Below are 22890 nucleotides of genomic sequence, written 5' to 3' on the forward strand. Positions count from 1 at the left end.
ATTATTCGGCGGGGCGCTGCCCAGATGCGATTTGCTTTGCCTTCACTGCGGCAATCTTAGCCGGGCGCACAAAAAGTCTGTCGAGGAGGTCGAGTGTCAGATCCTCCAACGCCTCAGCTTCTTCCTTTGTATACGGGTCTTCATCATGGACTGCGTCGTTGCCATCGAGAGCGACAATATCTGCAAGTTCGACGATATCGTGCTCAAGAATTCCCATCTCCCCCATAGCTTTGATGCGGGAACGAAGCGCATTGGCTGGATTCTTTTCGGCAAGTCTCGGATCGTGCGAAAAGATATGCTTGGTCGCCACATCAAGCGTCTTTCGGTACATCGAGCCAGCGGCCTCGTACCAAGTCATTTGACGGCATTCATTTGCTTCGCGAAACAGGCCTGCTATTCGCTTAGGGATATACTCACTCAATTCCATCGAAGTGGTGGCTATGCGAATTGGTGTGCCAGCAAGAGAAGATTGATTGGTCTCTATATTACCCTTTGTATAGGTCATAGGAGATTCACCAATTGCCCTCAAACGGAAAAGATACACCGAGGCTTGTTGACAATCAGTGCATGCCCCAATGACTTCCCATTCATAATTTTTAGCGTCTGTTTGAGTCTGACCGACCAACATATGTTGAATAGTTCGTACCCCACACCGCACACAATCTCGAACAAAGAAAGCCATTTTAAACACCGACCAAGCATAAGCCATACTCCAAGTCACGCTCGCCGATTCCGAGGGGGAATGCAATATGCGGCCTGACGACATCTGCCACGTCTGCCTCCGCCACGCCGTAGGGCTCGGCGTGCAGGAGCACAAAGAACCGATCCGCTGGCTATGCAAGGAATGCGCAGACATTGCCGAGCATATCCGTACCCGCCGCAGGCTAGATCCGTACGAACTGCGCGCTCTTGATGCCGGGGTTGAGTCAGTTGGAGAATTTCTATCAAGCATCAACAAAACCGACCTTGCTGAGTGCGACGAGCTGGAAGCGCGCATGCTGGTGAAAGCCGCATGGGAAGGCTGCGGGCGAGGGATGCGGGAAGCACTCAAAGAAGCACCATTTTAGTTCACTGCAACGGCCCGTTACGTCTCTCGGCATAGACACCGTTCAATAGATCAACCATGTCATCGGCCTCCTGGATATCGAGGTCGGTGATGTAGGTCTCGTTCACCATCGCCACCAAGCCCGTGAATATATCAATCACAGCCCAGGTTCCGTCTGGCATCTGCTTCATATCATAGCGGGTTTCAGCCATGGCAGCGCTCCAAGGATTACTTATGCAGAATATCACCACTCAGCAATTTGCAGAAGACCAAATGCTCGACGTTGCGCTGTCGTATCAAGCGCAAAACTGGCCAGTGTTTCCTTGCCGCCATCGCGACGATGAATATGTCGATCAGGACGGTTGTATTGAGATCCTCGCCACCAAGACCCCGCTCACAAGCAACGGGTTCCGTGGCGCGACGCTTAATGAGCGCATCGTTCGCGAATACTGGCGCCGCAACCCTTCTGCTATGATCGGCGTGCCGACAGGTGCGCCTATTGGTGCATGGGTTCTTGATATTGATCCCAAGCACGGCGGCGACCAAACGCTTGCATCGCTGGAGGCCGTACACGGCGAGCTGCCTGCAACCCTGACAGCAGAAACGACAAGCGGCGGCCGTCACTACTTCTTTCGTCACCGTCAGGGCGCTCGCAATCGCGGCGCACTTGGCTCCGGCGTCGACGTGCGCGGTGACGGCGGTTATGTCATTGCGGCCGGGAGCGTGCCGGAGGTTGGCCTGCCTTATCGCTGGATCTCAGAGCAGGAGCCAGTCGACGCGCCCGACTGGTTACTTGAGCTTGTATTGCCACGCTCATACGAAAGCACTTACACCGCAGCTCCGTCTGTCAGCGGCAAGATCAACGACCGTTATGTCGAGCGTGCAGTTCAATCGGAGCTTGACGATCTTGCACTTGAACCTATGGGCAACCGCAACAATCGCCTGAACGACGCCGCATTTCGTTTGGGCACTTTCGTTGGTGCTGGTGCACTGGCTGAATCCGAAGCGCGCGCTCTGCTGCAGGATGTAGCCAGAGGCTGGGGCCGCGACTGGCCGCGCTGCGTAAAGACCATCGAAAACGGCCTTGCTGCTGGTGCCCGCAGCCCACGCAGCGTGCCGCAGAACGACAACGACAACACACGCCTCGTTGATATCAGCCGGATGATTGCCAATGGACTGGCCAAAGCTGAGGCGCGCACTGATGCTGTTGCAGAGCCAGTTTCGGGATTTGATTCATCTATAAGCGAACCAGAGCAAGCCACTGAAAACAAACGCGCAATCATCGCGACGCCTTTCGTCTGGAAAGACCCTTCGACCCTGCCACGGCGTGAGTTTGCGTTCGGTAAGCACTTCATTCGCAAGTATGTTTCAGTGACGGTTGCGCCGGGCGGTCTCGGCAAAACTGCGAACAGTATCGTTGAAGCGCTGGCCATGGCATCCGGGAGAGCGCTCAATGGCACGAAGCCTCAGAAGCGGTTGAAGGTCTGGTTGTTCAATGCGGAAGATCCCCGCGACGAGCTTGAGCGACGCATCATGGCTGCGTGTATTCATTTCAATCTGAAGCCAGCTGATATTGATGGGCATCTGTTTCTAGATACAGGTCGCGAACAGGAATTGGTCATTGCGATCGACGACAAGAAAGGCGTGCGCATTCAGGAGCCAGTCGTTGAAGCAGTCGTCGAAACGATCTCTGAGCTTGGCATTGACGTGATGATTGTTGACCCCTTCGTGTCGACGCATCAGGTCAATGAAAACGACAACGGCGCAATCGACAAGGTGGCCAAGCTTTGGGCGCAAGTCGCTGACCGGACGAACTGCTCAATCGATATCGTGCATCATCTGCGTAAGGTAAGCGATCGGGAAGCGACTGTCGAAGATGCTCGCGGTGCAGTATCCCTGATCGGGGCGGCGCGCTCGGTGCGTGTACTTAATCGAATGGCTGAAGCGCAAGCCAGTGAGGCTGGCCTTACACACGAAGCGCGGTTTTCTTACTTCTCTGTGACATACGGAAAAGCTAACCTCGCGCCTCTTTCGCACAGAGCTGACTGGCGGAAGTTGGAGAGTGTCGCGCTGGGTAACGGGCAGGGCCTTACCAAGCCTCAAGATCATGCGCCGGTCGTTATATCATGGGCATGGCCGACGAGCGAGGAAGTGGCTGAGACGTTGACCGAGGATGAACGCGACGCAATCCGCGGTGTTGTGAACGGCGGTATGTATAAGCCAGCGCCGCAGGCCAAGGACTGGGTGGGGCGCGCCGTTGCATATGCGCTGCAGCTCGACATCGATGAAGAGACTGACAAGAAGCGTGTGAGCATGATCACCAAGGCGCTGTTCGCGGAGGGCTTCTTAATGAAGGTGGAAGACCGAGATCCTGTTCAGCGCAGGGCGACGACATTTGTTCGAGCGATGTGAAGAGAGCGCCCTACGGGGCGCTTTTTTGTTAGCTATTTTCATGAATGAGAAGATCTACCCACGCTTGAGAATAAGTGAAGTCTTTGTGGGCTGGATGGAAGACGCAGTACCTTTTGTCAGTAACCGCAATTTTCTTATGCCCTTTGGCTTGACGAATATTATGCTTTTTCCAAGCGTTGGTATGATCTGCCATTGTGTAAGGACGACTTGAACCGATCTGCACTGATTTTACAACAGCACCCGGTTTATAGGGGTACAAATCGTCAGCGAGTTTGACTTTTTGTAAGACGTTATGAATTTCCTTGCCTTCGGCCGTGTCTGGGCTGACGAAATGAATGTGTGATTTACCCTTACTGGCGCTGTCGAGTGTATAGATCACTCTGAATTGATATTCGATATCCATAGCTTCATCAGCGGATATCTTATTGGTCAAATTAGCGTCAAGTGATCTGATGCTTTCGGGAATTTCATAGCTCATAAGCTGCGAAGCTTGTTCAATGTCCATCTTCGAAAATTGCAACGCGACCGAAAGGTCAGTTGTGAGGGACAGGTTCGGCCCAAAAAGCTTCACTAACATCGTTTCGAAGTTAAGGCAGCACGCTTGGTAAATCGGCAGAAAAACTGCGTCTGCGCTCCCCATCAATTTATGCTCAACTTTATCCCGTATCTCTTTTAGTGCTTCAAGGTTTTGGCGCATTCCTTTTGTGAGGGGGCAGTCTGCTAATGTGAGCATATAGCTCAATGACATAGTGCCACCATCATCACGTAAAATACTTTTGTCCTGACGCAATCGATACTCATGCATCAGGTACGTCCACGCGATATTTGCTAGTACTGCAAAATTTTCAGTTTTGAAGCAGAAGCCTGGAGAATTGTACAGCATTACTGCGAGCTTCATGGCCTCTCGGGCTCTAATGAGTCGTTCGTCTTTGTAAGGGTTAAGGCCTGTAATAGGGTCGAAGGACCTCTTCATCTTTTTATAAGATTCAACCGCTGCTGGCGATGCGGGAGGTAATTGCTTGTCCTTCTTGATGCCCGTAATCCGTCCAGAGTTAATGGTCGCATCACGTCCAGTATTAACGAGTGCCTGTATGTCTTGATTCCTAACCCCATCGTTTAGTAGGGCCTTAATAATCATTCGTTCGTGTAGTGATAAAGCTGTTGGTTTATTAGCCATTAGAACCCCCCCGTTTAAGCCAGACGAACAAGTTATCTGGAATTCAACCTGTTTCAAGGTTTGGCAAATACGTCACGGATACACAACCTGCTGTCACAATCAAAATACAACCATAGGTAACGCGTAAGTCTTGTTGCGTAAGTCTCAAAAAACCTAAAAAGACTTGCGCAAAAGCACGCTGCTTTTAGTGCGTAAGAGTTCTTATATAGAAACTTACGCACAAAGCGCGCAGCGCGTAGTTCTATGCGTTTGAGAACTACGCACTTTTTAGAAAATTTCCTGATTGAAAAATACAACCTGATTTGAGGTTGGTTGAAATATTTTGTCGTTCAATCCTTTATTGCTTGACAACCCCCTTCGAGACCCTTTCCATTTTCCTACGCTGACACCGATCAGCGATTCCGCCACCAACGGAAGCCAACCATGAACACGAGGAGAGACTATGACACGAAGACGTGCGCTGAAAAGCGCGCCATCCAACAAGCTCAGTTCAAGTAAGCCAAATTCCAAATCAGCAAGATCAGCAACAAAAGCCACGACGCAAACCGTCCGCATCAATGGCGTTCGAACAATCATCACAACACGCAATGGCAAGGTGACAACAAAAGCAGCCCCGCCTCTGGAATGGGAACTGCAAGCTGCGCAGGTCCGAGCATTACGCAGATTGCCAGAACACGTGCACACAGCGCGAGACGTACGACCGGGCACATTCACACTAGCTGGAGATCAGAACGCAGCCAAGCGCGGACCCAAGGCAAGAGCTGAAGCATTAGCGGCAGGACTGACGCCGGGAGAAGCAGATGTCCGGATCTATCTCTACGGTGGTGTGCTGCGGCAGATTGAGAACAAGGTCGGCAAGGCAAAGCTCGAACCAAGCCAGATCACCCGTCATCCCTTGCTTGATGCTCTTGGATTCCCCGTTGTGGTCGTCAGGGCAGTAAACGAGGACGATGCAGCAGAACAGGCAGTGAGGCTGGTTAAAGGCTGGCTGCTGGAATCTGCGAACGATAACCAACCAAAAACGCACGAGGAAGCAGCATGAGCAAGTCGACACGTCATGGATCGATCGCTGAGCAGCTTAAAGCGCTAATGGCGTTCCGTAATCGCCCTGAAGAAGAATTTGAGCCCATGCAGACGAACTGGTCGGTCACACCGGCTGCGAATGACAACGATCCTGAGGAGATCATAGATTTGCGATTTGAGCGAGATTGGCGGCAGACGCCTTCAGTGCAGGCAATCATGGATAGCGTTGCCACCGAAGATACAGAGCGCAACGACAATGGTCAGATAGTACGCATCGGCAAACTGCGTTTTAGCGACGGCATGCAGACAGAGAAGGGATACACCAACGGGATTGATGGCGATGTAATCCAGGCCGATATTCGTATGCCTACGGGTGCGATGATGGGGATGAAGGATAAGCCGGACCGTCAATCAGGAGGCGAGGTGCACGCTAGCGAAACAAAGGCCAGCAACCAATACTTTGAAGATATGCTTGGCACTATTCCACATCAGTATATCCCAAACGGCAAACGCCGCAATGGTGAAAGCTTTACCGCCGAGCAGTCTGCTAGGATGCTTGCTGATGCATACGCGAACACGGACATGGAGAAGGTGACTTACACCCACTTCCCTAAAGGCCTGCCATGTGGATCACCAAAGGTAGCTGATAGCTTCCTTGGTATGCGCAAGACAACGTGTGCCAGCGGCGGCGGTGAAAAGTGGGAGGACACACTCACGGCAATGATTGATCGCGATATGTGGTTTGACGCTCTTCAAGAGTTGAAGGATCAGGATCGAGATGCGCTGGATGCAGCGATGACAGCGAAGAACTTTACCAGCGTTTCGCCGGGGGGAAGTGATCGTGGGGCACGAAAGCGTGGACGTCGGGAATTGTTAGCAGCAAATGACAATCTTGCCGCAGCGATTAAAAAATACGCGGCTTAGGTTCCGATTTTACGATCTCGTGCGGAGTATAGTGAAGGGGTTCAACCGCATAGCGGTTGCCCCACACTATTCCGCCAACGAGCGGACCCTGCGACATGCTGCACTTCGTTGCAGTCTCTGAGCGCGGGGTAACTCTCCAACGACAGTAGAAAGCATTTAGCCACCACTGGATTTGCCATGCGGCACTTGCGCTGTCTTCAAATCCCCGGCGCCGTTTCTCCTCAGGCAGACGGGATACGGCGGGTTGAGCTCATTTCTGTGGGCTCCCCGCCGATCAATTCACATCCCGGTTTCTCGGTTTTCGCCCATATCTGGCTTTTTGCCCGTGACCGAGGCAAAGAGCATTTTGGCTGTAGCGGTTATAGCTCCGGGGCCGTCCCAAAATTCGGCATGGCTCGGAGATACAACAATTAGACGGATATTCGGATCGTTTTCAGATTCCCAGAAAGCCTTAGCAAAAGGGGTCCAAACGTCTTTGATTTTGGCGCGATCATTGGTAACCTGTGCGGTACCTTCAATGAAGAGATAATCATTAGCAGACTCATTCGAAAAGGTAAGCTGCACGTTTGATTGTCCTTGGATGTCAGTCACCTTATCGCTTTGAGCATCGGCAAGGAAATAAATCGCGCCTTCATCTTTGCGAACGATTGGGGACATTGGAACTTGTTTTCCATTCCAACCATAAAAGCAGACGCGGTTGTCTTCAGCTATCTTCCAAGCCTTCTGTGGATCCGAATTGGACATTGATTTCGCCTTTTCTAGGTAATTTAGAAGTTAGGAATTACGTCAAAGAGGGGCTGTCGTTCTATCTGCGACACCGTCCGAGCATCATACCAGCAAGCAGTCCGATGACACCAACCGTCGCCAGTGTTGCGGTTGCTGCACCAGGATTCTCGCGAGCGGCGTTGAGCATTCTTTCGCCATGGTAGCGAGCGTTCGACGCTACGTCTTCAAATGCAGACGATGCGGACGATAATGCATTGTCAGCTTTATCTGTAGTACTGCCAAGTCGGTCGGCAAGTTGTGAAGAAAGGCTGCTCAGTTGGCTACGAAGTTCGTTGATCTGTTCTGCAACTGTATTTTCTGGTTCGGTTGCCATTGAGATTATTCCTTCTGAAATGAATTGGTCTGCAGCGTGTGCTGCCTTGCTATTTGAAAACGTGTTGCCAAGAGTTTTGTTTCACCGAGAACAAAAAGAAAATTTTTTCTGGGTGTAGCTCAGTAGGTAGAGCGCTCGGCTTGGGTCCGAGAGGCCGCAGGTTCAAGTCCTGCCATCTTGACCAGTTTCATTAACAACAATCATGCGGAGTGGAGAAGTGGTCATCTTGTCTGGTTCATACCCAGAAGATCGTCGGTTCGAATCCGACCTGCCGCAACCAGTACATACACGAGGAGGTCATCATGAACACAGGTCAGACTATTATCGCAAATGCATTCAATGAATGGATGCGTCGATATACCGAAGATCCAAGCGGCTTTGAGCATGAGTGGCAAACTGTCAGCAAGTTCTTTGAACAGCAGCAGGATGGTGTTGAGCCTGACTATGGTCAGTCATGCGCTGCGTATCTTAAGAAGCTGATTGATGAGCTCTCAGCTTAAGACACAACGCACATGGCTCCGCCTCTATAAGACTGCCCGATGGCAGCGAATGCGCGAACGACAGCTGACCGAGCAACCTCTCTGCATGTTCTGCTTGCAGGTTGGCGACGTAGAACCCGCGACCGTGTGTGATCATGTCATCGCTCATAAGGGAGACGAGTTCCTTTTCTGGGATGCGGGCAACCTCCAGTCACTTTGCAAGACGTGCCACGACCGAACCAAGCAGCGCTTGGAGCGAGGTCAGGACATCGTGAACTTCGGGGCTGACGGATGGCCGGTTTGACCCCCGGGGGGCATCAAAAAGTCGATGAAGGTCGAAAACGCCGGAACGGCGAGGGTCCACAGCGCGCGCATCCACAATTCAAAATATGACCCCTGTAAAGGACTTATGCCATGGCGAGGCCAAGAACGCCTCGCGCCAAGGCGGCAGTCGAGGCAAGCGATAAGAAAAACCCACAGCGCTTCAAAAACCGCACCGACGCTAAAGCCGATGGCCCGCTCGGCAATCCTCCCGCATGGTTGAAGGATACGCCAGAGCTAAAAGCCAAGGCTGCATGGAAGCTTTTTGAAAAAGATCTTCCGTGGCTCAACCAGTCACACCGCACGCTGGTTGGTATGGCATCCAATATTCAGGGCCGCATCATGGCGGGGCAGGAGGTTGGCGTGCAGGCGATGAACTTGCTGCGTCAGATGCTTGGTCAGATGGGTGCTACGCCTGCGGACGCATCGAAAGTTGCGACTGCCGACGATGGCGATGAGAAGGATGATTTGCTTGACTGATATGCCTGCACTGAAGCGTGTGAGCGCTTATGCGCAAGCTGTTCTTGACGGCATAGAGGTTGCGGGACCGCACGTGCGCAACGCATGCCAGCGCCATTTCGACGACTTGGCGACCGGACATGAGCGAGGTCTCTGGTTCGACGACGAGGAAGCGGATCGTGTGTTCCGCTTCTTTGAAGAACGCTTGAAGCTCTCAGAAGGCCAGTTTGAAGGCAAGCCGTTTGAGCTACATGCTTCGCAAGCCTTTAAGCTCGGTTCGTTATTCGGTTGGAAGCGTGAAGACGGTTCCCGCCGTTTTCGTCGTGCCTACATTGAAGAAGGCAAGGGCAACGGTAAATCTCCGTTCGCCGGCGGTGTCGGCCTCTTCGGATTGATCGCCGACAAAGAAGCTGGAGCCCAGATATACGCTGCTGCTGCCAAGAAAGAACAGGCCGGTATTCTCTTCCAAGACGCTGTGAAAATGGCGCGAGCAGCTCCTGCTTTAATGCAGCGTGTGAAGTTCAGCGGCGGTATTGGCCGCGAATTCAATATCGCGCATCACAAATCGCAGTCTTTCTTTCGGCCTATATCGAAAGATTCAGGCAAGTCGGGCTCTGGTCCTCGCCCTCACTTCGCACTCTGCGATGAGGTGCACGAGCATCCAGACCGTTCGACCATGGAAATGCTGGAGCGAGGCTTCAAGTTTCGTCGTCAGCCATTGTTGCTGATGATCACCAACTCGGGCAGCGACAAGAATAGCATCTGCTGGGAAGAGCATGAACATGCAGTTCGGGTAGCTGCAGGGACGCAGACGCCTGACGAAGTGTTTAACTACGTCGGCGAAGTCATTGATGACACAACGTTTTCTTGGGTTTGTGCGCTCGATAAGGGCGATGATCCGCTAAACGATCCGACCTGCTGGAAGAAAGCTAATCCACTTCTCGGCGTGATCCTGACGCAGGAGTATCTTGCAGGCGTTGTTGCTCAGGCAAAACAAATGCCCGGCAAGCTGAACGGCATTCTGCGCTTGCACTTTTGCTGTTGGACGGATGCCGATAAGGCGTGGATGCCGCGCGAGACTGTCGAAAGCGTCATGGATGACTTCGACCCCGAAGAAGATCACGCCGATAAGCCGGTTTTCATGGGTGTCGACCTTTCGGGCAGTAAGGATATGACGGTTCTTGCCTGCGTAGTTCCTACTGGCTTCATGGAGTTGAAACGCGAAGACGGAGCGACAGTCAGTCTGCCGACTTTCGATGCATGGGTCGAGGCCTGGACGCCCGGCGATACTTTGCAAGCCAGAGCACAGGCCGACAAAGCGCCGTATGAGCTATGGGTGCAACAAGGCTGGATCAATGCTACGCCGGGCAAACGTGTCCGATATGACTTTGTTGCGGCACGCCTCCAACAGCTTGACCAGCAGTTTGAAATTAAAGCCATTGCTTACGACCGCTACGCTTACGACAAGTTTCGCGAAGAGGTGGACGCGCTCGGCATTGAAGTCGACCACGTTGCTCATCCGCAGGGCGGTAAGGTCAGGGCTAAGCCTGAACCATCGAAAGTTGAAGCCGCAAAAGCTGCTGGACTGCCATCGCCGCAAGGCTTGTGGATGCCAGGTTCGGTGCTGGCGCTAGAAGACATGATCATCGACGGGCGCATTCGCTTAAGGCGAAACCCGGTGTTGATGACTGCACTCATGGGCGCCACGTTCGATCACGACCCGCAAGAAAACCGATGGTTTGTCAAAACGAAAGCATCGGTGCGCATCGATGCGGCGGTAGCTTTGGCGATGGCTATTGGTGCTGCGCTTGACGGTGTTCCAGCGGCGCCAAAAGAATCCATATACAGAAAAGGCCGCGGCCTTTTGATTTTATGAGGACCGCATGGGCTTTATGGATTGGTGGCGTGGCTCAGATGGGCCACCCAAACGACGTGGCGCGCCTAAGCAGCAATGGAGCAGCATGGCGGATACGCCATTAAATGACTTCATTCAAAACGGTGACACGTCCACAACTCGCAACATTACCGCTGAAAACTCTATGAAGATTGCAGCTGTGTGGCGATGTGTGAACCTCATCTCAGGGACAGTCGCCACACTCCCTCTCGATCTGAAGAGGCGAATAGACAGCAAAACGCGCATTGACGCGGACGATCATGCTTTGTGGTCGCTACTTCGGCGGAAACCGAACAGATGGCAAACACCTTCTGAATTCCGACGCATGATGCAGGCGAGTGTTTTGCTGCGCGGCAACGGTTACGCATACAAGGTATACAGTCGCGGCGAGGTGATTGAACTTATTCCGCTCAACGCCGATAACGTGGATGTCAAGCAAGAGCGCGACCTTTCCCTGACTTACAACGTGACATTGCCGAGCGGTAGCCGATTGCAACTGAAGCAGAAAGACATGCTTCATCTGCGCGGAATGACCTTCGATGGCATCGTCGGCTTGCCTGTGCTGACTTATGCTCGCGAAGCAATGGGTTTGTCGCTTTCCACTGAGCAGCACGCAACCTCACTGTTTGAAAACGGCACCAATGTTGGCGGCGTACTTCGGCACGAAGGCAAGCTCGGGATTGAAGGGCAAGAAGCCCTACGGGAAAGCCTGGATTATTATCGTCGCGGCGGCGCGCGAGAAGGCCGTGACCTCATTCTCGAAGAGGGAATGACATACGACAAGATCGGGATGACATCGAACGACGCGCAGTTCATTCAAACGCGCGTTCAGTCTTTGACCGAGATTGCCATGTTCTTCGGCGTGCCTCCACATATGTTGGGTATCACAGAGAAATCAACATCATGGGGCTCGGGCATTGAGCAACAGAACATCGGGTTCATCACATACACGGTCAACGATTGGCTGGTGATGTGGGAGCAGGCCATAGGCCGCGACCTCATCCCGGAAGATGATCTCGAGATTTATGCGAAGTTCAACATCGCCGGGTTGCTTAAAGGCGACATGAAGGCTCGTTTCGATTCATACGCGATCGGACGGAATTGGGGTTGGCTTTCTGTCAATGACATCCGCGCGAGCGAAGATATGAACCCGATAGATGGCGGCGATGAGTATCTCCAGCCTCTCAATATGCAGCCTGTAGGCATCGAACCCACGACGGTCGAAGTACCCAATCAGGAATAATCCAATATGAATTTACCCAGAATTGCGGTGCCTGCGCGAGCGGGCATTAGCGCTCGCACGCCCGATGCTGTCTTGGAGAGGTGGGACGCTTCCATCCTCTCTGCAGATGCAGTCGGCGATAATGTGATCTCAATCTATGATGTGATTGGCGAAGACTTCTGGACCGGAGGCGGGTTTACGCTCAAGCGGCTGGATGCAGCTCTCCGAACCATTGGACGTCGCGACTTCGAAGTTCACATCAATTCACCAGGCGGTGATATGTTTGAAGGGGTGGCGATCTACAACAAGATCCGCGACCACGCTGATGCAAATACTCTGTCGGTGAAGGTCAAGATACTCGGCGTCGCTGCAAGTGCTGCCAGCGTAATCGCTATGGCTGGTGACGAGATCGAAATCGGCACGTCCGCATCAATCATGATCCATAATTGCTGGACTGTCGCTATGGGCAACCGTCGTGACTTTGCCGAAATGGCAGTCACGATGGAGCAATTCGACGCCAATATGGCATCCGTCTACGAGGCCAGAACCGGAAATGATGCAGAAACCGTGGCGTCCATGATGGATGCTGAAACTTGGTTCTCAGGTCAGGCGGCAATCGATGCTGGTTTTGCTACTGCTTTGCTACCGGCTGACCGTATCAAGTCGGAACCGAACGCAAAAGCCAATGCGCTTAGGGCTGAAAAGCAAACCGAACGCGCATTGAGGCTTGCTGGCGCATCCGCCAAAGAAGCGAAGACAACCATTTCAGACATGAAGAAGGCCGCGCGCGACGATGCCGTTGAGCCCAATTCCAACGCTGATGTTGCCAAGTCTGACTACGCCGCAATCGCGGCATCCCTCATGAAATCAACGTCAGCGTTAGGAGTCTCCCATGACTGACATCACTACTGTAACCGCTCTTATTGAAAAGCAGGGCGAGGCCTTTGAAGCATTCAAGGCCGAACACAACAAGGCTCTGGCTGAAGTTCGTAAGGACGTTGTGCAGGCTGAAAAGGTTGATCGGATCAACGACGAAGTCGACAAGCTCAGCGCTGCAATCGACGAGGCCAATCAGAAGATCGCTGCGGCGCTTTTTGGTGATCCTGCCAACGATAACCATAAGCCTGATAGCGCCCACGCCAAAGCGTTTGAACGCTTCTTCCGTCGTGGTGACGAAGCCGGATTGGACGCCTACTTCCGTGAAAATCCAAAGGCCGCAATGAACGTTGGCACTCCAGAGGACGGTGGTTACACAGCTCCTACTGAGTGGGACCGTTCGATCATCGACAAGCTGAAGATCATTTCGCCAATGCGTCAGATCGCAGCGACGCAGACGATCAGCGGCAATGGCTTCTCGAAGCTTTACAACGATCGCGCTACCGCATCGGGCTGGGTTGGTGAAACCACTGAGCGGCCTGAAACCACGACTGCAAAGTTTGCGGAAGTTAAGTTCAATACCGGCGAGATTTATGCAAACCCAGCCGCAACCCAGCGATTGCTGGATGATTCCGAAATCAACCTCGAAAACTGGCTTGCTGGTGAAGTCGAGACTGAATTCGCTTATCAGGAAGGCCTTGCATTTATCTCAGGCAATGGCACCGACAAGCCGAAAGGTCTTTTGACGTATACGACTGCTGGCTCACATCCTTGGGGCGCCATCCCAGAAGTGAAGACCGGCAAGGCAGCTGAACTGTCCCTCGATGGTCTCGTTGATCTTGTTTACGATCTGCCGAGCGAGCGCACTCCAAATGCGCGCTTTGCTATGAATCGTAAGACGCAGGGTGCAATCCGTAAGCTGAAAGATGGCAACGGTAATTTCATTTGGCAGCCGGGACTTCAGTCGGGTCAGCCGGCGACTGTGCTTGGTCATCCTGTGACCGAGTTTGCCGCGATGCCTGATATTGCCGCAGGTGCGATCCCAATCGTATTTGGCGACTTCAGCGGTTATTTGGTCATTGACCGTACTGGCATTCGCATTCTTCGCGATCCATACACCAATAAGCCATTCGTGCAATTCTACACGACCAAGCGTGTTGGCGGCGGTGTCGTAGATCCGACAGTGTTCCGCTATCACAAGGTCGCGGCTTAACGAACAAGGGCGCTCTCTGGAGCGCCCTCCATTTGTGAGGCACGATGTCGGTTACACTCGAAAAGTTCAAAAAACATATCCGCGTGGATTACGACGATGAGGATGAAATCATCCAGGCTTATCTGGATGCGTCTAAATCGTGGGCTCTCCATTACGTTCGTCGAGAGACGGTTCCAGTAGGCGCAGAGTTCGAATTTGACGCGGCTATTATGCTGCATGCTGCCAGCATGTACGAGAACCGTGAATCTGACATCACCGGCACCATCCACACAGAAATCCCAACGGCGCGGCGGCTCATCAACCCGTTTCGCCTGATGTCTGTCTAGGAGGCGGATATGTCATACATTACTAAAAACTACTCTACCGACGGCGGCGATACGCTTGTCATCGGCGGCACACTGAAAGTTGAGGCCGGCGCAACGGTCGAAGGCCTTGAAGGTGGTGGCGGTGCCACTGCTTGGGCCGACATTACCGGCAAACCTGCGGTAATCGCGGTTGGGGCTGATCAGGCCGCTGCGCGAACTGCTATTGGAGCGGGTACGTCGAGCTTGGTTATTGGCACCACGGCCGGCACGGCGCTTGCAGGTAACACAGCTCTGCTTGCTATCGGAACGACTGCGACGACGGCCAAAGCCGGCAATGCTGTTCAGACTGCAACCCAGACCACAGCAACGGCTATCGCTCCTGGTACAGCTACCAATGTGCAGGCAATCCTTGCCGAGCTTGCAACTCGCATCGCAGCTCTTGAAGCCGCCGCAGGCTAATGCCTCACGTCCGCTTCTCCGAAGACTTCGACTGGAAACCTCTGCCGCAAGTCACGATTGCTTATAAGGCTGGCTGGTCCGGCCTTGTGACTACACCTTGCGCAAATTCTGCCGTTCAAGCCAACAAGGCTTTGCGGCTGAAAACTCCGAGAAAAGGTGAGAAGGATGGCGACACGTAAAGGCGCAGGTGCGCTCAATAACATCGTCGTCTTTCAGCAGCGTGAAGCGGTGAGAGACGAAGGTGGGGGCACAAGCCAAGAGTGGGTCGACAAGTTCGAGACTGCGGCTCGTTTGCAGCCCCGCCTTGGTTCTGAAACCGACATTGCGGCCCGCACACAAGGTATCCAGCCTTATACGATTGTCGTCCGAAGCGAACCGCGGACACGCGACGTCACACCGTCTTGGCGGGCTAGAAACAAGCGAACCAGAGTTCTTTACGAGATCCAGTCATGTGCGAACCCTGACGAGGTAAATCAATACATCGAAATGCGCGCTGTAGTGCAGGGTGGTGGCTGATGGCTATCGGTGCTCGTATTCTAGGGCTCGCTAAACTCGAACAGAAGTTCAAACGCTTGCCGAAAGTCGCTCGCGACATGGTTCGCAGCGCGATGGAGCAGGGCGCTGAAGATATTTGCGACATGATGCGCAATCGTGTTGCCGTCGACGATATGACGCTCTACGAAAGTATTGGCTGGACGTGGGGCAAAGCTCCAAAGGGCAGCATGGTTATCGCGACAGTCGAAGCCAGCCTTGCAGCTGATTGGACGATCACGATCTATGCTGGCAACAAGGAGGCTTACTACGCTCGCTGGATCGAGTTTGGTACGCAGGGTTTTGCCAACAAAGGCATGTTCCCCGGCACAAAAAACCCCGGACAAGGCAAGCAACCCTTCTTCTACGTCTCATGGCGAGCCAAGAGAAAAGAAGTTAACCGCCGTATTCGTCGAGCCATCACCAAAGCAGCGAAAACAGTAGCCGCAGGAGGCTGATGGATGGACCCTGTATGGGAACTTCAAACCGCGATCTATGCGCGATTATCGCAGAATGCTGCGCTGACAACGCTAATCGGCGCGGACAAGGTCTATGACAACCCTCCCGCCGATCCTAATGGCGATATACCGGCCGCGACCTATCCATATGTTTCATTCGGCAGCGCTTCATCTTCTGATGACAGCGCCGATTGCGTTGATGCGGTTGACGTTACTTTCCAAATTAATTGCTGGTCGTCTCTGCCAAGTCAGAAACAGGTTAGGCAAATCGCTGACGCTGTCACCAAAGCGCTTAAACGATGGGAGCCGCCGCTCACGGTAAACGCTCTCGTCACCTTCGATCCTTGGCGCACCGACTATATCCGCGCTCCCGGCATCAATCAGGCTTCGATCCAATACACAGCCGTCATCGAGACGCCGTAACTCGCGCAGCCGGATCTCACCACTCATTTTCTTTTAAGGTCGCCATAGGCGGCTTTTTTGTTGGAGGCCGCATTGGCTCAAGCAACGACTATCAAGGGCGGCAAATTCCGCGTCCTTATCGGCAACGATGCCGACCCAATTGTCTACGAAAACCCATGCGGCTTCACGCAGCGGTCTATTACAATCAACAAGGGCCTTGAAGAGGTCAATGTTCCTGACTGTACCGATCCTGATAAGGTCGATTGGGTTGGGCGAGATGCAACCAGCCTTTCGATGAGTATCAGTGGTGAAGGCGTACTTGCCGCTGAAAGCGTCGATGTTTGGCTAGATGCGGTCGACAGTCTCGAATCCATTCCAGTTAAGGTAGAGTGGGAATTTCCTGCAAAGACCATTACTTGGACCGGCTTCATGCATGTTGAAAGCATTGAGGCGGGCGCAACCAATGGCCAGCGCGCGACGCTGAATGTCAGCTTGCAGTCTGACGGTCAGATGGTCCGTACGTCTACACCGGTTACACCATAATGAGCCGTGACGCATCGATTGAGCTAACTTGGGCGGACGATAATTACGCCTTCCGCCTTGGGTGGAGCGAACTAGAAGCACTTCAGGAGGCCTGCGATGCGGGCCCCTGGGTTATTCTTGAGCGGCTTCACAACAAGCAATGCCGGTCTGGTGAAATCGCTGATGTTATTAGGCAAGGTCTCATCGGTGGCGGTTTGAAGCCTCCTGAAGCCACAAAGCTGGTTCAGAGATACGTAAAAGAGCGTGTGTCTGATTTGGCTGAGAATCTCTTATTTGCGATAGCGATTTTGCATACCGCCCTTCAGGGAGCGCCTGACGAGCCAGTGGGGGAGCCGGGAGCGGCAAGTCAGGAGGGGAGCAACTCGACAGTCTCCCCAATGGAAAGATCAGATTTGCCGCAATCTACGGAAACGGTGCAGTTCTAGGATTTACGCCGCAAGACGTTGGGAAAATGTCGATGTGGCAATACATGGCTGCACTTGACGGTTACATCAAAGCGAATACGCTAGACGAGCCCGGTAAGCTTTCAGAGACCGAAAAAGACGATCTTTGGGATTGGATTAAGGCTGGGTGATACTGCCCTTACCAATACTTTACGCCGACGTTCTTATCATGCCACGGCCTCCCGACTGTGTAGTTTAGACACCGGTCAACTTCGCCACGGGCTTTCGCAAAGCTATCAGCGTGACCGTCCGGCCTGCCGTTCTTCCAAGAGTTCAGGGCTCTTACCCAAACATCGCAATCTGCCTCGTAGTCCCTAAGTGCTTGTTCTGCGCTAGCTGAACGCGCCGCTGCAACATACTGCGCAGCACGGTACTCATTCCAAAAATAGTACCCGACGAACGCGATAACCGCGATGCAGGCCGCGCCGACCAATACTTTCATCCACATCCCCAAGCTAGCGTGACTGCGAGCTTTTTTCTTATCAGGACATCGTTGAGTATGGCAAGAACCGACCTAGAAAGTCTGGTTGTTCAGCTTTCTGCTGACTTCAAGTCATTTGAAAAAAGCCTGGCGCGCGCCAACGATGTTTCTAATCGCCAATTTAATGCGATTGAACGACGCGCCCGCCAGATGAACAAGAATCTGGATAGTATTTTCACGCGCTCGTTTAGCGGCCTCACGGCACCACTCGCGGGGATTGGCGCAGCGCTGGGGGTCGATCAGCTTCGCAAGATGACTGATACGTGGACGGATATGACGTCACGCGTCAACCTTGCCGCAGGGTCGATCGATAAAGGTACTGAGGTCATGGGCCGTCTGGGCGACATGGCTCGTCGTACCTATTCGGATCTAACCCAAACAGCTGAAAGCTATTTATCAAACGCTACCGCTGTCCGCGAGCTTGGATATAACACCGATGAATCTCTGAACTACACCGAGGCATTGAACAACGCTCTCGTTGTGTCAGGAGCGAAGGGCGATCGAGCTGCACGAGTAATTGACGCTCTCGCCAAAGCTATGGCCACCGGCAAACTACAGGGCGATAACCTCAACACAGTGATTGAATCAGGCGGCCGTGTTGCGGAAGCTCTGGCAGCTGGTCTTGATACGACCGTGGGCGGCCTGCGCAAGCTTGGTTCGCAGGGTAAGATCACGGGTAACGACATTGTTCGCGGCCTATCGAGCCAGATGGAAACGCTTCGTCAGGAAGCTGCCGACATGCCCGCCACGATCGGCGACGGCTTTACACTTTTGAACAATGCTCTACTCCAGTACGTTGGCAATGCTGACAGTGCAGCTGGCGTATCTGCGAAGATTTCCGAAGCACTGGTCATGATTGCCGACAACTTCGACAAAGTCGCGGATGGCGCTTTGCAGGTTGCTGCTGTGATTGCCGGTGCCTTGGTTGGTAGATCGCTCGCGGGTATGATCCGCACATTAGGGCTTGCTGGCACTGCACTTGCAAGTTTTACTAAATCGTTGGCGGCCGCCCGCACTATGGGTGGCCTTACTACAGCCTTTGGTGGACTTGGCGCCGCAGCTGGGCCTGTAGGTATGATCATCGGCGGAGCGGTGGTTGGGTCCCTTGCGCTTTATTCTGCGAATGCAGCAGATGCATCCAACCGATCACAGAAGTTCGAAAAAGACTTAGAGGCGTTGGGGCTTTTAGCTCCCCGCGTTGCTGAAGGAATTGAAAGTGCAGCTGTTTCCCTTGAAAAACTGGGGAAAGAAAAAACTGCACAGAAGATTCGTTCTATCGCTGATGAGCTTGATCGGATTCGGAACGGTGGCAACTTTGGTGCCGTAGGAGACGAACTAAGCGCCGTCGCGGGAAAAGCAAGGTCTGGAGGCATCATCAGGCTTTGGGATGATGATGCTGATAGTAAGGCACGCACCGAAATCATTGAACTGACCGCCGGACTGCAGAGTATGCAGGTCACGACTGACAAAGTTCGAGAGCGAATGAATGCTATTCGCTCCACGCCGATCAGTGATCCAGTCAAAGACCTTGCCAATGAGTTAGACCGTTCTGCTCAGAAAATGGCGGCATTACAGGCGCAGTCGATTTCCTACGGCGAAATGCCGGGGCTCAAGGTCGCGCAAGAGGAGATCAACGCTGTTATTAGCGACTTTGATCGACTCGAAAAAATGGAAATTATCACATCTGAGCAGCGCAAAGCCTTAGAGGACGCGCTAAAAAAGCTGCGCGATACTGGCGATGGGGCGGTTGAGGCACGCGCTGCGCTCGCATCAATAGGCGGAGTTAGCTTTAGCACAACGCTGAGCGGCCTTGATGTTTTGATTGGCCGTGTCTCGACGCTCTACCAGCAGTTGGCGATTGCCCAACAGGTTATGGGCCAGATATCTGGTGCGCAAAATGCCATCGAAGACCGCTCGACCCGTTCAGCTAAAGATCCATACATCATTCAGCGTGAAGCCGCGAATGAGTATGAACGCGATCAGATGCGTCTTGCTGCTCTCAGCAAGAAAGAACATGCGCTCGAAATGGAGCGCAAGAAAGTTCGCGACGCAGCCACTAGAGACGGCATAGCTCTCGAAGAGGATGCGATTAACCGCATCGCGAAAGCCAATCTTGCTGCACAGGAAAGCCGCACAGCCGAAGGTAAGAAGCCGAAGAAAGAGAAAAAGACACCGGCTGAAAAATTCGACACGACGGTTCAGGACGCTAACGACCGCACAGCTGCACTTGTCGCGGAAACTGAGGCTCTTCGCCAGATCAACCCACTAATTGATGATTACGGTTTTGCAGCTGAAAAGGCACGAACTGAACAGGAGTTACTCAATGCGGCTCAGAAGGCTGGCATTGCCATCACTCCCGAACTCCGTTCGCAGATTGCGCAAACTGCCGAGCAATGGGCTCTTGCAACAGCTGAAGCCAATAAGCTTAACGAAGCTCAAGGTCAGCTAAAGCAGAAGTCAGAAGAATGGCGAAGCAACGAGCTGGACGCGTTCAAGGGGCTGGTTACCGATCTGGCATCTGGAAAAGATGCTGTTGAAGCGCTGACCGATGCGGTTCAAAAGCTGATCGATAAGCTTCTAGACATGACGTTGAATAACCTTTTCGACGGTCTGTTCGGTAAGTCAGTTAGTCTTTTCGGTGGTGTTCTTGGCTTCAAGGACGGTGGCTTGCCAAAGTTTGCAAATGGTACGCCCTCACGACCTGGTTCTGGCCTTGTTCGCGGACCTGGAACAGGTCGCAGTGACAGCATTCTTGCGCGCATTTCGAACAAAGAGTTTATCACGAATGCTCGTTCTACTGCGAAATATCGTGGTCTTCTGGAAGCTATAAACGAGGACCGGTTGCCAGCCTTTGCAACTAGTACACCAAGCCTTCGTGCTCCAACCATGCCTGTTTTGCAGACTCCTCAGCGTCAGAGTGGCATGGGGCGTATGGCCGTCGATGTCGGTGTCAGTGTCGATAATGACGGGAACTTACAAGCATATGTCAAAAATGTAGCCAGTCAGACCAGTCAGAACACAGTCAAAGCATACGACAAATCAGGCCCGATGCGCTTTGCACGGGATAGCAAGCAGGCGAACCGGAGAGGGTTGGTAAGATGACAGATGCAAAAGCCAAATGGCAGCAAGAAATTGAAGTGGCAACCGGGCCTAACAGCGTCGTGGCGCAATTGCTGAATGCCAGAATGTTCGACCTTGAAGTGATCGTGTTGGCGCAGGCTGCGAAAATTGAAGAACTGGAGACGCGCTTGTCCCGCGTCCCCAGCCAGTTGCAAAAACGCATATCAGAAGAAATGCGCTTAATGCGTCGATCAGGACGCCTTAAGGCTCTCTAGTTCTTGCCTCAGAGCGGCAATTTCCTTGTCTTGCTTCTTAAGCTCTTTGTTTAGAGCAATGAGGAAATCGCGTGCGACTATTTGTTCTTTCCCCGGCGGGATTGCCTTTATCAGCGCGTCACACGCTTCACCAAAATTCTTAAATGACATTCCAAGCCTCCGTTTTGTTGAACGAGGCAATGAAAGGATAATTTCTGATGAAAGTCTATCTCGTTACGCCAGCACCTGAGAATTGGAGTTTCGGCCCATCTTTTCACAACCTTAAAGCCACTGAAAGAGCAGAAACGATTGAAGATGCGCAGGAAAAGGCCCGTGAGATGGCTAAGGAATTTCGAGGAACACAAATCTGGATATTGGAGGCCGAAGTAAAGCAGGCGTTCTATGCCGAACCAGAGCGCATTCCTGTTTCGGAGGTGGAGCCGCAAATACTTCCCGCTGTCGATTTGCGGGAATAATCCCATGACGATACATAAGTTTAATACAATGATCCTTGTTGGTGACGGCAAAGACGCCCGTATTATGATTTTCATCACCCCTGATGATTGTAGCCGTGAATTTGCAAGGTTGAAGCGCAAGCATGAAGGTGACGGCGGATGATCGACCTTCCTTCAAACATCCGGTTTGTACCGTCATACCCGCAGCTGATCATTCCAACCAGTCAGACAAAGTTCGGCGGTCGGGTTCTCTCGACCGTTGAATATGCTGATCGGTATCGCACTGTTGACATGGAAACGCTGCCGATGAAGGCAAGCGAGGCGGTGCAGCTTCAAGCATTCATTGCAGCAGCGCAGGGTGGCATGGAAACGATTGTCTATCGTCCAAAGCATATCTGCATTCCCCGTGCCTATTGGGGCGATCCTGATAATGCGCACATAACCGGCACAGCATCACGCGGTACGGTGACGGGTGGTTACACGGTTCAATTGACCGGTGTCTTTCCAGGCTTGCAACTGAGGGACGGCGATATGTTCTCCCTCAAGAGCGGTGCCTATCGCCAGTTCTTGCAGATCGCCTATGGCGGTGGGGCAACGGCAGCAAGCACACAGATGACGGTCAAGGTCGATCAGCCGATTGCGTCTTACATCGCAACCGGAGCTACGGCCCGTTTCAAGCAACCTGAGATGAATACGCGGCTGGTTAAAGACAGCTTCCAGATGATGAAGGGGCCGCGACCGACTGCAACTTTCCAGTTGATTGAGGTGCCGAAATAATGGCTTTCCCAACTCGTCTACAGCAATTGCTGGAAGAGGGGCGCATTGTTGTGCGCTCTCTCGGTGATTTCCATTTCGGAACCGGCTTCTGGTACATGTGGAACGGATCTTCTGAATTGGTTTGGAATGGCAATACGTACATTCCGAACCAGCTTATCGCAATTGAAGAGCCACCGTATCAGATGGGAGCGGAAGCTCTCCCAATCACCATAACCATGCCGACAGCGGCGGATTACGGCGTGACGCCCGATAAGCTGGCCGAGATTGAGAGCGTGGATTACAAGGGCCGCACGATCATTCTGTATGATGCTTATTTCGACCCTGATACCCGTGAGTTGCTGCATGTCGAGCCGATGTATCGCGGGTATATCGATACGATAGATCACGTCATTGACGGCGGCGAAATGGTGCTGAAAGCCAACATTGAAACGTCAGCGCTGGAAAACCACCGTGACGGCTATCGCACCGCATCGCATGAAGATCAGCAGCTTATCGCGCCCGGCGACAAGTTCTTTGAATACGCCTCAACTGTGAAGCGCGAAAACTTCTACATCACGCCGTATCAATAAGGGACAGCT

At 52.9% G+C, this 22890-nt stretch carries 31 protein-coding genes and 2 tRNA genes; 27 read left to right on the plus strand and 6 right to left on the minus strand.

What is annotated here, in order from left to right; genetic code table 11:
* Position 1: 1 nt before the first annotated feature.
* Entirely contained in the window at positions 2–682 is a 681-nt protein-coding gene (locus tag OPR82_RS07905) for a DUF4145 domain-containing protein (protein WP_265984157.1), read from the minus strand.
* A gap of 67 nt (positions 683–749) precedes the next feature.
* Here OPR82_RS07905 and OPR82_RS07910 point away from each other — a divergent pair, with 67 nt between their 5' ends.
* The gene (locus OPR82_RS07910; RefSeq protein WP_265984158.1) at positions 750–1067 is read left to right on the plus strand and encodes a DUF6511 domain-containing protein; all 318 of its coding nucleotides are present in this window, start codon (positions 750–752) and stop codon (positions 1065–1067) included.
* Position 1068: 1 nt separating this feature from the next.
* On the opposite strand, the gene OPR82_RS07915 is transcribed toward OPR82_RS07910, so the two are convergent.
* Entirely contained in the window at positions 1069–1257 is a 189-nt protein-coding gene (locus tag OPR82_RS07915; RefSeq protein ID WP_265984159.1) for a hypothetical protein, read from the minus strand.
* 22 nt (positions 1258–1279) lie between these two features.
* Here OPR82_RS07915 and OPR82_RS07920 point away from each other — a divergent pair, with 22 nt between their 5' ends.
* Complete coding sequence (locus OPR82_RS07920; RefSeq protein ID WP_265984160.1) at positions 1280–3457, plus strand: bifunctional DNA primase/polymerase; 2178 nt, start codon at positions 1280–1282, stop codon at positions 3455–3457.
* Positions 3458–3485: 28 nt separating this feature from the next.
* Here OPR82_RS07920 and OPR82_RS07925 read toward each other — a convergent pair whose 3' ends face one another.
* On the minus strand, positions 3486–4634 hold the full coding sequence (locus OPR82_RS07925) for a DUF3644 domain-containing protein (RefSeq protein WP_265984161.1): 1149 nt from the start codon (positions 4632–4634) through the stop codon (positions 3486–3488).
* A 442-nt stretch (positions 4635–5076) separates the two neighbouring features.
* Here OPR82_RS07925 and OPR82_RS07930 point away from each other — a divergent pair, with 442 nt between their 5' ends.
* Entirely contained in the window at positions 5077–5676 is a 600-nt protein-coding gene (locus tag OPR82_RS07930) for a VRR-NUC domain-containing protein (protein WP_265984162.1), read from the plus strand.
* Positions 5673–6581 (plus strand): hypothetical protein, encoded by a 909-nt coding sequence (locus OPR82_RS07935; RefSeq protein ID WP_265984163.1) that lies wholly within the window; start codon positions 5673–5675, stop codon positions 6579–6581. Before OPR82_RS07930 ends, OPR82_RS07935 begins: the two co-directional genes overlap by 4 nt.
* Positions 6582–6860: 279 nt before the next feature.
* Here the strand turns inward: OPR82_RS07935 and OPR82_RS07940 are convergent, their stop codons facing one another.
* Positions 6861–7325, minus strand: coding sequence for a pyridoxamine 5'-phosphate oxidase family protein (locus OPR82_RS07940; RefSeq protein WP_265984164.1), 465 nt, complete (start codon positions 7323–7325; stop codon positions 6861–6863).
* A gap of 61 nt (positions 7326–7386) precedes the next feature.
* Positions 7387–7680 carry a hypothetical protein gene (locus OPR82_RS07945; RefSeq protein ID WP_265984166.1) on the minus strand — a complete coding sequence of 98 codons (294 nt, stop codon included), beginning with the start codon at positions 7678–7680 and terminating at the stop codon, positions 7387–7389.
* A 108-nt stretch (positions 7681–7788) separates the two neighbouring features.
* Here OPR82_RS07945 and OPR82_RS07950 point away from each other — a divergent pair.
* From OPR82_RS07950 to OPR82_RS08040, 19 genes are all read left to right on the plus strand, one after another.
* Positions 7789–7864 (plus strand) — tRNA-Pro (locus OPR82_RS07950).
* 19 nt (positions 7865–7883) lie between these two features.
* Positions 7884–7960 (plus strand) — tRNA-Met (locus OPR82_RS07955).
* Positions 7961–7982: 22 nt separating this feature from the next.
* A complete protein-coding gene (locus OPR82_RS07960; RefSeq protein ID WP_265984168.1) occupies positions 7983–8180 on the plus strand; it encodes a hypothetical protein in 198 nt (65 codons plus the stop codon).
* A complete protein-coding gene (locus tag OPR82_RS07965) occupies positions 8164–8463 on the plus strand; it encodes an HNH endonuclease (protein WP_265984169.1) in 300 nt (99 codons plus the stop codon). Before OPR82_RS07960 ends, OPR82_RS07965 begins: the two co-directional genes overlap by 17 nt.
* A gap of 110 nt (positions 8464–8573) precedes the next feature.
* The gene (locus OPR82_RS07970) at positions 8574–8960 is read left to right on the plus strand and encodes a hypothetical protein (RefSeq protein WP_265984170.1); all 387 of its coding nucleotides are present in this window, start codon (positions 8574–8576) and stop codon (positions 8958–8960) included.
* 1 nt (position 8961) lies between these two features.
* Entirely contained in the window at positions 8962–10815 is a 1854-nt protein-coding gene (locus tag OPR82_RS07975) for a terminase large subunit (RefSeq protein WP_265984478.1), read from the plus strand.
* A gap of 7 nt (positions 10816–10822) precedes the next feature.
* Complete coding sequence (locus OPR82_RS07980) at positions 10823–12076, plus strand: phage portal protein (protein ID WP_265984171.1); 1254 nt, start codon at positions 10823–10825, stop codon at positions 12074–12076.
* A 6-nt stretch (positions 12077–12082) separates the two neighbouring features.
* A complete protein-coding gene (locus tag OPR82_RS07985; RefSeq protein WP_265984172.1) occupies positions 12083–12955 on the plus strand; it encodes a head maturation protease, ClpP-related in 873 nt (290 codons plus the stop codon).
* A complete protein-coding gene (locus OPR82_RS07990) occupies positions 12948–14144 on the plus strand; it encodes a phage major capsid protein (RefSeq protein ID WP_265984173.1) in 1197 nt (398 codons plus the stop codon). Before OPR82_RS07985 ends, OPR82_RS07990 begins: the two co-directional genes overlap by 8 nt.
* A 44-nt stretch (positions 14145–14188) precedes the next feature.
* Entirely contained in the window at positions 14189–14470 is a 282-nt protein-coding gene (locus OPR82_RS07995; RefSeq protein WP_128093991.1) for a head-tail connector protein, read from the plus strand.
* A 9-nt stretch (positions 14471–14479) separates the two neighbouring features.
* Positions 14480–14908, plus strand: a complete 429-nt coding sequence (locus tag OPR82_RS08000) for a hypothetical protein (RefSeq protein ID WP_265984175.1) — start codon at positions 14480–14482, stop codon at positions 14906–14908.
* Entirely contained in the window at positions 14908–15087 is a 180-nt protein-coding gene (locus OPR82_RS08005) for a hypothetical protein (RefSeq protein ID WP_265984178.1), read from the plus strand. The genes OPR82_RS08000 and OPR82_RS08005 overlap by 1 nt, the downstream gene beginning before the upstream one ends.
* Entirely contained in the window at positions 15074–15424 is a 351-nt protein-coding gene (locus OPR82_RS08010) for a phage head closure protein (RefSeq protein WP_265984179.1), read from the plus strand. Before OPR82_RS08005 ends, OPR82_RS08010 begins: the two co-directional genes overlap by 14 nt.
* Entirely contained in the window at positions 15424–15897 is a 474-nt protein-coding gene (locus OPR82_RS08015) for an HK97 gp10 family phage protein (protein ID WP_265984180.1), read from the plus strand. The genes OPR82_RS08010 and OPR82_RS08015 overlap by 1 nt, the downstream gene beginning before the upstream one ends.
* A gap of 3 nt (positions 15898–15900) precedes the next feature.
* Complete coding sequence (locus OPR82_RS08020; protein WP_265984181.1) at positions 15901–16320, plus strand: DUF3168 domain-containing protein; 420 nt, start codon at positions 15901–15903, stop codon at positions 16318–16320.
* 72 nt (positions 16321–16392) lie between these two features.
* Complete coding sequence (locus OPR82_RS08025) at positions 16393–16842, plus strand: phage tail tube protein (RefSeq protein ID WP_265984182.1); 450 nt, start codon at positions 16393–16395, stop codon at positions 16840–16842.
* Complete coding sequence (locus OPR82_RS08030; RefSeq protein WP_265984183.1) at positions 16842–17267, plus strand: gene transfer agent family protein; 426 nt, start codon at positions 16842–16844, stop codon at positions 17265–17267. The genes OPR82_RS08025 and OPR82_RS08030 overlap by 1 nt, the downstream gene beginning before the upstream one ends.
* Before the next feature lie 517 nt (positions 17268–17784).
* Positions 17785–20868 (plus strand): tape measure protein, encoded by a 3084-nt coding sequence (locus OPR82_RS08035; protein ID WP_265984184.1) that lies wholly within the window; start codon positions 17785–17787, stop codon positions 20866–20868.
* Positions 20865–21101, plus strand: coding sequence for a hypothetical protein (locus tag OPR82_RS08040; RefSeq protein WP_265984185.1), 237 nt, complete (start codon positions 20865–20867; stop codon positions 21099–21101). The genes OPR82_RS08035 and OPR82_RS08040 overlap by 4 nt, the downstream gene beginning before the upstream one ends.
* Here OPR82_RS08040 and OPR82_RS08045 read toward each other — a convergent pair.
* Entirely contained in the window at positions 21078–21251 is a 174-nt protein-coding gene (locus tag OPR82_RS08045; RefSeq protein WP_265984186.1) for a hypothetical protein, read from the minus strand. The two genes, OPR82_RS08040 and OPR82_RS08045, sit on opposite strands and share 24 nt — an antisense overlap.
* A gap of 47 nt (positions 21252–21298) precedes the next feature.
* On the opposite strand from OPR82_RS08045, the gene OPR82_RS08050 reads away from it, so the two are divergent.
* From OPR82_RS08050 to OPR82_RS08065, 4 genes are read left to right on the plus strand one after another with little or no spacing between them, the layout of a single operon-like run.
* Positions 21299–21556 (plus strand): hypothetical protein, encoded by a 258-nt coding sequence (locus tag OPR82_RS08050; protein ID WP_265984187.1) that lies wholly within the window; start codon positions 21299–21301, stop codon positions 21554–21556.
* 4 nt (positions 21557–21560) lie between these two features.
* A complete protein-coding gene (locus OPR82_RS08055; protein ID WP_265984188.1) occupies positions 21561–21698 on the plus strand; it encodes a hypothetical protein in 138 nt (45 codons plus the stop codon).
* Positions 21695–22312: a hypothetical protein gene (locus tag OPR82_RS08060; protein ID WP_265984189.1), complete on the plus strand. Its 618-nt coding sequence runs from the start codon at positions 21695–21697 to the stop codon at positions 22310–22312. The genes OPR82_RS08055 and OPR82_RS08060 overlap by 4 nt, the downstream gene beginning before the upstream one ends.
* A complete protein-coding gene (locus OPR82_RS08065; protein ID WP_265984190.1) occupies positions 22312–22881 on the plus strand; it encodes a hypothetical protein in 570 nt (189 codons plus the stop codon). Before OPR82_RS08060 ends, OPR82_RS08065 begins: the two co-directional genes overlap by 1 nt.
* Positions 22882–22890: the final 9 nt, after the last annotated feature.

Source organism: Ochrobactrum chromiisoli (assembly GCF_026241335.1).
Classification (GTDB): domain Bacteria; phylum Pseudomonadota; class Alphaproteobacteria; order Rhizobiales; family Rhizobiaceae; genus Brucella; species Brucella chromiisoli.